General features: G+C 72.8%; 10 protein-coding genes. 1 reads left to right on the forward strand and 9 read right to left on the reverse strand.

Annotated elements, in window-relative coordinates:
- Positions 1 to 4: 4 nt before the first annotated feature.
- From ACSNOA_RS02985 to ACSNOA_RS03010, 6 genes are all read right to left on the reverse strand, one after another.
- Positions 5 to 2,080 carry a carboxypeptidase regulatory-like domain-containing protein gene (locus ACSNOA_RS02985; protein ID WP_436655958.1) on the reverse strand — a complete coding sequence of 692 codons (2,076 nt, stop codon included), beginning with the start codon at positions 2,078 to 2,080 and terminating at the stop codon, positions 5 to 7.
- Between the two features lie 145 nt (positions 2,081 to 2,225).
- Entirely contained in the window at positions 2,226 to 2,888 is a 663-nt protein-coding gene (locus tag ACSNOA_RS02990) for a DUF5701 family protein (RefSeq protein ID WP_436655960.1), read from the reverse strand.
- A 64-nt stretch (positions 2,889 to 2,952) separates the two neighbouring features.
- Complete coding sequence (locus ACSNOA_RS02995; RefSeq protein WP_436656201.1) at positions 2,953 to 3,714, reverse strand: LytR/AlgR family response regulator transcription factor; 762 nt, start codon at positions 3,712 to 3,714, stop codon at positions 2,953 to 2,955.
- Between the two features lie 17 nt (positions 3,715 to 3,731).
- Positions 3,732 to 4,958, reverse strand: a complete 1,227-nt coding sequence (locus ACSNOA_RS03000) for a sensor histidine kinase (protein WP_436655962.1) — start codon at positions 4,956 to 4,958, stop codon at positions 3,732 to 3,734.
- 39 nt (positions 4,959 to 4,997) lie between these two features.
- Entirely contained in the window at positions 4,998 to 6,509 is a 1,512-nt protein-coding gene (locus tag ACSNOA_RS03005; RefSeq protein WP_436655964.1) for a sugar transferase, read from the reverse strand.
- 329 nt (positions 6,510 to 6,838) lie between these two features.
- The gene (locus ACSNOA_RS03010; protein ID WP_436655966.1) at positions 6,839 to 7,699 is read right to left on the reverse strand and encodes an Fpg/Nei family DNA glycosylase; all 861 of its coding nucleotides are present in this window, start codon (positions 7,697 to 7,699) and stop codon (positions 6,839 to 6,841) included.
- A 136-nt stretch (positions 7,700 to 7,835) separates the two neighbouring features.
- On the opposite strand from ACSNOA_RS03010, the gene ACSNOA_RS03015 reads away from it, so the two are divergent.
- Positions 7,836 to 9,104, forward strand: coding sequence for a glycosyltransferase (locus ACSNOA_RS03015; protein ID WP_436655968.1), 1,269 nt, complete (start codon positions 7,836 to 7,838; stop codon positions 9,102 to 9,104).
- 25 nt (positions 9,105 to 9,129) lie between these two features.
- Here the strand turns inward: ACSNOA_RS03015 and ACSNOA_RS03020 are convergent, their stop codons facing one another.
- Genes ACSNOA_RS03020 through ACSNOA_RS03030 form a run of 3 tightly spaced genes read right to left on the reverse strand, consistent with a single transcriptional unit; the run spans position 9,130 to position 11,616 of the window.
- A complete protein-coding gene (locus ACSNOA_RS03020) occupies positions 9,130 to 9,855 on the reverse strand; it encodes a CDP-alcohol phosphatidyltransferase family protein (protein WP_436655970.1) in 726 nt (241 codons plus the stop codon).
- Positions 9,830 to 10,897: an iron-containing alcohol dehydrogenase family protein gene (locus ACSNOA_RS03025; RefSeq protein ID WP_436655972.1), complete on the reverse strand. Its 1,068-nt coding sequence runs from the start codon at positions 10,895 to 10,897 to the stop codon at positions 9,830 to 9,832. Before ACSNOA_RS03025 ends, ACSNOA_RS03020 begins: the two co-directional genes overlap by 26 nt.
- Positions 10,885 to 11,616 (reverse strand): sugar phosphate nucleotidyltransferase, encoded by a 732-nt coding sequence (locus tag ACSNOA_RS03030; RefSeq protein ID WP_436656203.1) that lies wholly within the window; start codon positions 11,614 to 11,616, stop codon positions 10,885 to 10,887. The genes ACSNOA_RS03025 and ACSNOA_RS03030 overlap by 13 nt, the downstream gene beginning before the upstream one ends.
- Between the last annotated feature and the right edge of the window lie 33 nt (positions 11,617 to 11,649).

Genomic DNA, 11,649 nt, shown 5'->3' on the forward strand with positions numbered 1-11,649 from the left:
GTCGTCAGCCGATCGGTACGACGAGCTCCGCCGACATGCTGCCGGTCGCCGGCACGGTGAACAGCCCCACCTTCCGGGTGCCGTCCGGCTCGGTGACCAGGTAGCGGCCGCTCAGCTGCTGGTCGCCGAGCTGGACGTCGTACGTGAAGAAGACCCGCTGGCGGCCCTTGAGCCGCATCTCGAACCGGCCGTCGGTGATCCAGCCGCTGCCCGCGATGTCACCCGTGTCGGCGCTGCGGGCGACGACGAACCCACCCGTGTACGGCGCGCCGTCGGGGGTGCGGAACGTGCCGGTGAGCGAGACGCCCCGGTCCAGCTGGGCGTCCTGGCGGGCGGTGCCGCCCGCGGTCACCGTCACCGGGGTGGCGGTGAACCGGCTGGGCTTGTCGCCGGACCACTCGATGGCGTACTGGGCGTCGGAGTAGACCACGGGCCAGGCGTACGGGCCCAGCCGGCCGAGGGTGTAGACGCCGTTCTCGTCGGTCGTGGCGTCGTCGACCCCGGCACCCGGGTGGCCGGTCAGCACCGACACGGTGATGCCCTGCACCGGCTTCCCGGTCGCGGCGTCGGTCACCGTGCCGGTCACCGAGCCCGCCCGGTCCAGCCGCACCTGCGGGCCGGTGGCGACCTGACCCGCCGTCGCGTCCACGACGACCGCCTGCCGCTCGTCGCCGGTGCCGCCGTCGGCGCCGACCCACTGCCGTCCGTACGTCGTCTCCTGCGGCGCCGCGAACAGCTTGTAGCTGCCCGTCCGCAGCGGGCCCACCGAGATGCGACCGGTGCGGTCACTGCACTCGCCGTGACCGTCGGTGAGAGCCGCCTGCTTGGGCAGGAACGCGTCCAGACAGACGTCCGGCACCGGCGCACCGGTCTGCCGGTCCACGATGGTCGTGGTGATGACCGCACCGGGCCGCAGCTTCACGGTGAGCGGGGTCGTCTGACCCGCCCGGACCCGCACGCCGGTCAGGTCCCGGGAGAAGTACCGGCCGTTCGGTGCGTAGAGGGAGAGGTCGTGCTGCCCCTGCGGCAGGCCCGTGACGGTCAGCCGGCCGGTGCCGTTGCTGCACACCGACTCGGCGCAGAAGTCGGCGACCGGCGCACCGGTCACCGAGTCGACCGCGGAGATCGTCACGGATCCGGTGCCGAGGAGGCTGTCGCGGATCGTGGTCGTGGCGCCACCGGTGACGGTGACCGTGTCCGCCTGCTCGGCGAGGAGCTTGCCGCGGTAGTACTGCTGGCGGTCACCCGCCATGAACCCGACCTTGTAGGAGCCCTGGAGCAGCTCCACGCGGAACTCGCCGTCGGCGTCGGTCTGGGTAGACGCGCCGCCGTACATGTTGACGGTCGTGACGTTGACGTCGGCGTTGGTCAGCGGTGCGCCGGCCGCGGTGGTGAAACGTCCGGTGAGGGTGCCCACCGGAAGCACCGTGTCGTCGACCGTGGTCTCCGCCCCGGCCGTCACCTCGAAGACGGCGGCGGCCTCCTCGTCGAGCTTCCCGGGCACGTACTGGCTTTGGTAGGAGCCCTCGATGGGCTGGAAGCTGACCCGGTAGCGGCCGGCCAGGGCGTTCATGGCGAACCGGCCCTGCTCGTCCGTGCGCCCGCTGGCCGAGTTGCTCCCGTCGACCTCGCTGGCCTGCAGGTACATGTCCACGACCGGGTTGCCGGCGACGTCGGTCAGCCGGCCCGTGATGGTGCCGGTCGCGCGCATCTGCTCGTCGACCCGGGTGGTGGCGCCCGCGGTGACCGTCACCGGATCGGCGTCCCAGGGCGTGGACTTGTGGTGGTAGTACTGCTCGGGCAGACCGTCGGCGTAGTAGCCCACGACGTACGACCCGGCGGCGAGCCCCGCGACCGTGTAGTTGCCGTCGGCGTCGGTCATCGCCGAGCCGGCGTGGTCGTAGCTGTCGGCGCGGTACACATTGATCGGCACCTCGGTGGCGGCGACACCGGTGCTGGTGGTCAGCCGTCCGCTGACCGACCCGGTCTCCGCGGCCTGGGCCGGCGCCGCACCGGGCAGCACCAGCGCTGCCGTGACGGCGCCGGCCACCAGAGCGCGGCGGGCGACAGTAAGGCGCATCTGCGTCCCAACGTGAGGGTGGTGGGGCGTCCGAGCAGGCGACGCCCGCACCGACCCTGCGCCCCGTACGGAATCGGCACGGGGAGGATAGGGCAGGAGTGCGACGGCTCACCCGTCCTTTGTCCACGATCCGATGCCGGAGGGTTCAGGACAGCCCGGCGCGCTCCGGTCGGGCGGAGGCGGAGCCGAGCCACGTGTGCGGGTTGCCGTACCAGCACCAGCCGAGCTTCGGCGCACCCTGGCTGATCCAGATCGCGGGCACCCGCTTGTCGCCGCACCGGGAGCCGACCAGCGAGAAGCACTTGTTCTTCGCGAGCGCCGCCGGGTACAGCGTGACGAGCGCGAGGCCCTCGTCGATGGTGAGCGGCAGCCGGTCCTGCCCCGTGATCACCTCCATGGCCGACGAGGGGGCGAGGTTGAGCGTCTCCTCGCCGCGGTCGGCGTCGAAGAGCAGGTACGCGGGCCCCTCCGGCACCTCCAACTCCTTGATCGGGTCGAAGCGGGCCAGGTCGCCCTCGGCGTAGTGCCGGTCGAGGAAGCCGGGCTTGCGCTTGCCCGCGAGCGTGGTGAGCGCGAGTCGCTCCTCGACACCGATCAGCTCACGGGTGACCACGAGCAGGAACGGCACCCGCCCCTCGGTGGGGGCCGGCAGGCCCACCGCACCGGCCACGGCCGCGGGGCGCAACGGGTGGACCAGCTCCCGGAAGCGGTTCTCGGTCATACCGGCGAGGCTCGGGTAGTCGAGTTCCACCAGGCGCCCCACCTGGCGGTCGAATTCGGTGGCAGGGTCGAACGGCGCATCGGACACGGTGCCTCCTCGCGAGTCGTACGGCCTACCGTACAGCGTACGACCAAGCGCCACTATTCCCGACCTAGCGGCTCCAGTCCTGCTTGGCCGCCCGGACCAGCTTGTCCTTCAGCTCGCGGGTGTGCCGGCGGCTGACCGGCAGCTCGGTGCCGTCGATCACCACCACGTAGCCCGAGTTGACCAGCCGCAGCTCGGCGATCAGCTTCAACTGCACCAGGTACGACCGGTGGATCCGCACGAAACCGGCGTCCGCCCAGCGCTCGGCGAGGGTGGCGAGCGAAACCCGGACCAGGTGGGAGCCGTCGGCCGTGTGCAGCCGTGCGTAGTCGCCCTGCGCCTCCACCCACCGCACCGCCGAGCGGGGCAGCATCCGGGTGGTGCCGGCCAGCTCGATGGGGATCGTCGGATCCTCCTCGGCACGGGCCAGCGCGGCCGGATGCGACGGCACCACCCGCGCGCCGATCACCCGGCGCAGCGACTCGGCGAGCCGCTCCGCGCGCACCGGCTTGCGGACGTAGTCGGTGGCGCCCAGGTCGAACGCGTCGACCGCGCCGTCGTCGTACGCGGTCACGAAGACGATGGCGGGTGGCCGGGCGAACCGGCGCAGCACCCGGGCCAGCTCCATCCCGTCGAGGCCGGGCATCCGGATGTCGAGGAAGACCACGTCCACGTCGCCGTCGCGCAGCAGGCGCAGCGCCTCGGTCGCGTCCCCCGCCGTGTGCAGCCGGGCCACCCGCGGGTCGGCCCGCAGGTGGTACGCCAACTCGTCGAGCGCCGGCGGCTCGTCGTCGACCGCCAGCACCCGGAGGAAGCCCGTCCCGCTCACCGCGCCCACCCGCTCGTTCACGAACCGGCCCGTACACCCGGATGGAACTTCGGCACCCGCATGCTCACCTTCGTGCCGGAGCCCAGCCCGGTCTCCACGACGAGCCCGAAGCCGTCCCCGAACACCGACCGGAGCCGCTCGTCGACGTTGGAGAGCCCGACGTGCTGGCCCGAGTCCTCCCCCGGGTCGCCGGTGCTGCGGGCCAGCTCGGCGATGCCGGCGGTCAGCGTCGTCGGATCCATCCCCACCCCGTCGTCCTCCACCGTGATGTGGCATTCGGCACCCGCGTCCCGGGCCTCGATGCTCACCATGCCCGTGCCCGGCTTGCGGGACAACCCGTGCCGGACCGCGTTCTCGACCAACGGTTGCAGGCAGAGGAACGGCAGGGTGACGGGCAGTACCTCGGGGGCGATCTGCAACCGCACCTGGAGGCGGTCGCCGAACCGGGCGCGTTCGATGGTGAGGTAGCGGTCGATCGAGCGCAGCTCCTCGGCCAACGTGGTGAACTCGCCGTGCGCCCGGAACGAGTACCGGGTGAACTCGGCGAACTCCAGGATCAGCTCCCGCGCCCGCTCCGGGTCGGTGCGGACGAACGAACCGATCGCGGTCAGCGCGTTGTAGATGAAGTGCGGGCTGATCTGGGCCCGCAGCGCCCGGATCTCGGCGCGGGCCAGCCGCTCCCGGGACGAGTCCAGTTCCGCCAGGGCGAGCTGGTTGCCGGCCCAGTGCGCGGTCTCCAGGGTGGCCTGCACGAGGCCGGGGGCCGGCGGACCGTCGGCGACCGCGACCAGGGCGCCGACCACCCGCCCGTCGGTGCCGGTCAGAGGCGCGACCACGGCCCCCCGCACCGGGCAGTCGACGCGGTCGCAGCTCAGCTCCGACTCGCCGAGCACCGTGGACCGGCCCGTGGCCACCGCCCGCCGCGCCGCGCCCAGCAGCTGCTCGCCGTGGTGCCCGCCGCGGCCGTCGAGCGCGAGCAGCCGGTCCCGGTCGGTGAGGGCCAGCCCGACCGCGCCCACGAGGGTCCGCAGATGCCGTACGGCCTTCGCGGCGCCCGCCACGCTCAGGCCCGCGCGCAGCGGCTCGGCGGCCAGGCCGGCGGTGTGCAGCACCTCGTACGTGGCGCGTTGGGTGGCGGTCGCGATGCCCCGCCGGGCGCGCAGCCGCAGGACCGCGAACAGGGCCGCGGCGAGCGCGGTGACCAGCGAGACGACGCCGAAGACGGCCGAGAGGTTGCCACCCACGCCCAGATCCTGTCGGCTCCGGGCCCCACCGCCAAGGGGTCAGTACGCGCCCTTGCGGGCGAGCACCACGCCCACGGTCCGCCAGAGGATGCTCAGGTCGTACGCGAGCGACCAGTTGTCGACGTAGTAGAGGTCCAGCCGGACGGCCTCGTCCCAGGAGAGGTCGGAACGGCCGGAGACCTGCCAGAGACCCGTCATGCCCGGCCGCACCAGCAGCCGGCGGCGCACGTCGCCCAGGAAGTCGCCGTCGTCGGCGGGCAGCGGGCGCGGCCCGACCAGCGACATCTCGCCCCAGAGCACGTTGATCAACTGGGGCAGCTCGTCCAGCGAGGAGGCACGCAGGAAGCGGCCCACCGGGAAGACCCGGGGGTCCTGCTTCATCTTGAAGAGCATGCCGTCGGTCTCGTTCTGGTCGACCAGGCTCGCCAGGCGCTCCTCGGCGTCGACGTACATGGTGCGGAACTTCCACACCCGGAACGTCCGCCCCTCGTGGCCCACCCGGGGCTGGCGGAAGAAGACCGGCCCCGGGTCGGAGATCTTGATGGCCACCGCGATGGCCACGAAGACCGGCACCAGCACCAGCAGCCCGAGCCCGGCGGCGACGCGGTCCATCAGGTTCTTGGCCAGCAGCGCCGGACCCGACAGGGTCGGCTCCTCGACGTGCAGCAGCGGCAGGCCCTCGATCGGGCGGATGTGCACCCGGGGACCGGCGATGTCGGTGAGCTGCGGGGCGACGACCAGGTCGACGCCGGAGCCCTCCAGTTGCCAGGCGAGCCGGCGCAGCTCGCCCGGCTCGGCGCTGGCCGAGCCGCACACCGCGATGGTGTCACCGCCCACCTCGCGCACCAGGGCGAGCACGTCGCGCCCGGCGTACACGGGGACGGGCGTCTGGATGCCGCGGGCGGCCGCGTAGCCGTCGGTCAGGTGGATGGCCACCGGCACGAGCCCGGCCGCCGGGTTGCGGGTGACCGCCGTGTAGACCTCCAGGCACTCGGGCAGCGTGCCGACCAGGATCATCCGGTGACCGCCCTGGCCGATGTTGCGGCGCACCACGTGCAGCACGAACCGGGCGAGGATGCGACCGAGCAGGATCAGCAGCAGCGCGCCGAGCAGCGCGGTGCCGACGGTCCACCGGGAGAGGTCCGTCTTGGTGGCGAAGGCCAGGAAGGAGACCGTGGCCGCGACCGCGACCCCGGCCCGGATCACCCGCTTGAACTCGTCCGGGCCCAGCCCCAGGTAGCGCCGGTCGTACGCCCGGTTGCCCCAGAGGATGACCACCCAGCCCAGCGGCAGCAGCACGAACGCCACCGTGAAGAACCAGGTGGGGTCGTTCTTGGCGTTGTAGAAGCCGGCGCGGGCCTGGTCGAACGTGTGGATCGCGGTGAAGCTCGCGAACGCGGCCGCCGCGAAGTCGAGGAGCAGGAGGATGGTCGTGTAGGGGCGATGCCAACGGGAGACGCGTCGGCGGGCCCGTGCCCACGCCGACCGGGGTACGCCGTTGTGCGACGGCGGTGTCGGCGGCTGGATCTCGAAGCTGTCGACGTGCCGCACGAGTTTGCTCCGGCCTTCGTTGGTTACCGGGCGCTGGAGGCTTGTCGTCACCTCAACCCATGTCCTCCCGCATGACACGCGCCGCTCACTCCTCGTGAGGGGCCCGAGTCGCCCACCGTCCCAGTCTCCCACGCGGGGCCCGACCGGGCGCCGGACCCGAAGGACTTCCGCGCCCCGCTGGTGCCGGCGGGATCTGGCCGGCTCCACGCCATATCAGAAGCCGGGGACCGAGCCACTATACCGATGGATGGCGGCCTCGGTAGAGCCACCGAGCGGGACTTGTCGCGTTATCCCGCCGATTTCGCTCCGTAACCGGCGCGTGGCCTTACTCACCGTACGAGCCGTGACAGCCGACGGTCAGCGAGGGGCTTCCCCCCGGTCTGGCAGGTCGGGCAGTACTGGAGGCTCGAGTCGGCGAAGGAGACCTCCCGGACGGTGTCGCCGCACACCGGGCAGGGCAGGCCCGTGCGCGCGTGCACCTTCAGCCCGGAGCGCTTCTCGCCCTTCAGCTCGGCGGCCCGCTGCCCGAGCGACCGGGTGACCGCGTCGCCGAGCACCTGCCGGGTGGCGGCGTGCAGCTCGGCGAGCTGCCCGTCGGTCAGCCGGTCGGTGATCGCGAACGGGGAGAGCTTCGCCGCGTGCAGGATCTCGTCGGAGTAGGCGTTGCCCACCCCGGCCAGCACCGCCTGGTCGGTGAGCACGCCCTTGACCTGCCCCCGCCGGCTGCGCAGCCGCTCCGTGAACGTGGCGAGGTCCGCGGCGAGGGCGTCCGGGCCGAGCTTGGCCACCCCGGGCACGGTCGCCGGGTCGGTCACCAGGTACGCGGCCAGCTTCTTCTGGGTGCCGGCCTCGGTCAGGTCGAACCCGGAGCCGTCGTCGAGGCGTACCCGCAGCGCGATCGGACCCTTGCCGGGGCGCAGCGGCGCCGCCGACGGGAACGCCTCCCGGTAGTGCAGCCAGCCCGCCCGGGCCAGGTGGACCACCAGGTGCAGATCGCCGTCGAAGATCACGTCGAGGAACTTGCCGTGCCGGCGCGCGTCCACCACCGCCCGGCCGGCCACCGCGGTCGGGGGCGGGTCGTACGTCTTCAGGGCGCTGATCGCGGCGACCTCGAGCCGGTCGACGCGCCGGCCCACCGCGCGCTGGCGCAGATAACCCGCGAGCGCTTCGACCTCCGGTAGTTCGGGCACGAGACAACGGTAGCCTCCTTTGGCGTGAGCGCGAGGAATGAGCTTGCGAATCCCTGCCGCGAGCGTGAGGAGTGAGTTTGCGAGCCCCGCAGGCGCGAGCAGGAGCCGGCACAGTCGTGAACGGAAGGCAAGCTCAGTGAGAATCGTGGTGGCGCACAACCGGTACCGGGAGGCTCAGCCGTCCGGGGAGAACACCATCGTCGACGCGGAGATCGCCCAGCTCACCGCGGCCGGCGTGGAGGTGGTGCCGTTCCTCCGCAGCTCGGACGAGATCCCGTCGATGTCGACCGCGGCGAAGGCGCTGCTGCCGATCTCGCCGATCTGGGCCCCGCGCGCCCAGCACGACCTGAGCCGCTTGATCACCGAGCACCGGCCGGACGTGCTGCACCTGCACAACCCGTACCCGCTGCTCTCGCCCTGGGTGGTGCGGACCGCCCACCGTCACGGCGTGCCGGTCGTGCAGACCGTGCACAACTACCGGCAGGTCTGCTCCTCGGGGATCTACTTCCGGGACGGCGTGATCTGCCAGGACTGCCGGGGCCGGACGCTCGGCGTGCCGGCGATCAAGCACCGCTGCTACCGGGACTCGGCGGCGCAGAGCGCGCTGATGGCGACCACCCTGGCCGTGCACCGGGGCACCTGGCGGTCGGTGGACCGGTACGTCGCGCTCACCACGGCCATCGCCGACCACCTGCGTGACTACGGGATCCCGGACGAGCGCATCGTGGTGAAGCCGAACGCCGTGCCGGACCCGGGCCGGCCCGCGCCGCTGGGCGACGGGTTCCTCTACATGGCCCGGCTCTCTCCGGAGAAGGGCGTGGACCTCTTGCTGGACGCCTGGCGCCGGCACCCGGTGGGGGCGCTGGGCACGCTGCGCGTGGCCGGCGACGGCGAGCTGCGCCCGCTGGTGGAGGCTGCCGCCGCCGAGCGCCCCGACGTGGTCTACCTGGGCCAGCTCGACCGGGCCGGTGTGCGCTCGGCGGTCGAGGCGAGCGCCGTGGTCATCGCCGCGTCGATGTGGCACGACGTGCTGCCCACCGTGATCATCGAGGCGCTGGCCAGCGGCCGGCCGGTGCTCGGCACCGCGCTCGGCGGCATTCCGTACCTGGTCGGGGCGGACGCTCCCCGCGAGCCGGCCGGCACCGGGCCGGCCGAGGTGGCCTCCGCCGTCGCCGGGGGTGGTAAGTCGCCGATGCCGGCCGGCATCGAGGCGGGAGAGGCCGGTTGGGTGGTGGCACCGGAGCCGGCCGCGCTGGCCGCCGCCCTGCCGCTCGCCCGCGCCGGGGCTGCCGCGCTCGCGCCGGCCGCCCGGGCGCGCTACGAGCGGACCTTCCACCCCGACGTGGTCACCGGACAGCTCGTCGGCATCTACGCCGGTCTGTCCCGCACCCCGAGCCGCGCCTGACCCGCCCGCGGAGGAGCTGCTGAGGTCAGCGGAGGGACGCGCGGGCGCTGAAGGCGATGCTCGCCAGGAGGAAGCCGCCGTTCACGACCGTGAACGCCACCACGACCCAGAGCGTGAGGGCGGGGGCGAACAGCAGGACCAGCGCCGCCACGAAGATCACCGCGCCGTAGTCGCGGACCAGTTTCACGAGCCGGACCGGCAGCGAGGTCGAGGTGACCATGCTCGCCGCGTTGGGGCCCGCCTGCATCACCGACGTGACGAGGTTGACCATCCAGGTGCCGGCGAACGCCGCGACCAGCCAGACCGGGGTGGACGGATGCTGCGCCACGGTGGTCGCGGAGAGCGCCGCGACCAGGGCGATCTGGGCCGCCACGTCGCAGAGCACGTCGACCCGGGCGCCCGCCGCGCTGCCCTGGCCGGTCACCCGGGCGAGCTGGCCGTCGGCGCAGTCCAGGGCGTACGCCACCTGCCAGCCGATTAGCGCGAGCAACCCGACCACCCATGCCGGCACCGTGCCGTCGGCGACCGGGCCGGCCAGCGCGACCACGGTGACCGAGGTGGCGAGCCCGAGCACCAGGTTCGTGAGGGTCAGCGCGGTCGGGGGCAGCCCGAGCCGGTGCGCGGCGACCGCGAACGCGGCACCCACCCACTGGCTGATCGACTCGCTGAACAGCCCGCCGCCGCGGTTCGTCCGGTGGAAGTGGCCGGCAGTGGGACGGGAGGTGTCAGCCAAGGTAATCGCGGATTGCACCGGCGTAGTCTGCCAGCCGCGCCCGGGCGTCGGAAGGCGACAGCGCGAGGTGTTCGAGGATGGTGTAGCGGTCCGGCCGCGTACGCGGCGCGAAGATCACCGCGTCGACGAACTGCTCGTCGGTGAGCCCGAGCTCCGCGGGGGTGGTGGCGAGGCCGTGCCGGTGCAGGCAGTGGGCGAGCTGCCCGAACCGCTCGGGCTCCCCGCGCAGGAAGGTGCAGAACAGCGCGCCGAGGCCGGCCTGCTCGCCGTGAGAGGCGGTGCCCGGGAAGAGGTGGTCGATGGCGTGCGAGATCTCGTGGTCGCCGCCACTGGCCGGCCGGGTCGACCCGCACACCGAGCTGGCGAGGCCGCCGAGGATCAGCGCCTCGGCGAGCGTCGTGAGGAACCCGTCGTCGGTGATCTTGCCGGGATGGTTGACCAGCGCCTCGGCGCCGGACCGGGCCAGCGTCACGGCGAGACCGTCGATGGGCTCCCCGCGTACCTCGTGGGCCAGCTCCCAGTCGGCGCAGGCGCTCAGGTTGCTCACCGCGTCCCCGATGCCCGCCTGGGTCTGCCGGTCCGGGCCGTTCTCCACGAAGTCCAGGTCGACGATCACCGCGATCGGGATGTGCACCCCGTACGAGCCCTTGCCGCCCTCGTGATCGAGCGAGGCGGTCGGCGAGGCGATCCCGTCGTTCGCGAGGGAGGTGGCCACGGTCACCACGGGGATGCCGTAGCGGGTGGCGGCGTACTTGGCGGTGTCGATCGTCTTCCCGCCGCCGATGCCGACCACCGCGTCGTACGAGCGCGCGCGGAGCCGGTCACCCAGCTCGTTCGCGGCGTCGATCGTGCCGCCGGCCACCGTGAACACGTCGGCCGAGCCGAGGCTGGGCCGGCACAGCTCGACGATCTTCTCGCCCTGGCCGGGGCCGACGACCACCGCGACGTCGCCCCCGGAGGAGATCCGCCGGTCGGCGAGCAGGGGACCCAGGTCGGCCACGGCGCCCCGCCGGACCTCGATGAGCAACGGGGTGTTGACGGTCCGGGCTAGTAGCGGCACGCGATCTCCCGGGCGCGGGCCAGGTCGGCGTGGTTGTCGACCTCGACCCAGGAGACGTCCCCGATGGGGGCCGCCCGCACCTCGCCGCCCCGGTCGGCGAACTCCTGGTAGCCGTCCTCGTAGTAGAGGTTGGGGTCGCGCCGCCAGGTCGTCTCCAGCGCGTCGGCGAGCGCGTCGGCCACCTGCGGCTCGATCAGCGTGGCGCCGATGTACTCCCCGTACGCCTCGCCCGGATCCATGATCTTGGTAATCCGGGTGAGCTGGCCGGCCGCGTCGAAGGTGGTCTTCATCTCCTCCTCGGCCAGCGGCTTGAGGGTGTCCACGGCGAGCAGGATCCCCGGCCCCCGCTCGGCGAGCAGGGTCTTCTCGACGCTCACCGGGTGCACGGTGTCGCCGTTCACGAGCAGCACGCCCCGCTTGAACCAGTCCCGGGCCAGCCAGAGCGAGTACGCGTTGTTCCACTCCTCGGCCTTGTCGTTGTGCACGAGGGTGAGCGTCACGCCGTACCGCTTCTCCAGCTCCGCCTGCCGGCTGCGGACGGCGTCCGCCGCGTACCCGACCACGATCACGATCTCGTCGAGCCCCACCTCGGCGAGGTTCCCGAGCGCGATGTCGAGGATCGTCACGTCACCGTCCACCGGCACGAGGGCCTTGGGCAGGGTGTCGGTGTACGGGCGCAGCCGGCGCCCCGCCCCGGCCGCGAGCACCATCCCGATCATGCCGGCTTCCTCCCTCGTACGACTCCCGGTCAC

Source organism: Micromonospora sp. URMC 103 (assembly GCF_051386435.1).
Taxonomy (GTDB): domain Bacteria; phylum Actinomycetota; class Actinomycetes; order Mycobacteriales; family Micromonosporaceae; genus Micromonospora.

What these genes read in the sequence shown, in the direction of transcription:
- ACSNOA_RS03030 (WP_436656203.1), bottom strand. Translation starts at nt 11,616, where the DNA reads ATGATCGGGATGGTGCTCGCGGCCGGGGCGGGGCGCCGGCTGCGCCCG.
- ACSNOA_RS02985 (WP_436655958.1), bottom strand. Translation starts at nt 2,080, where the DNA reads ATGCGCCTTACTGTCGCCCGCCGCGCTCTGGTGGCCGGCGCCGTCACG.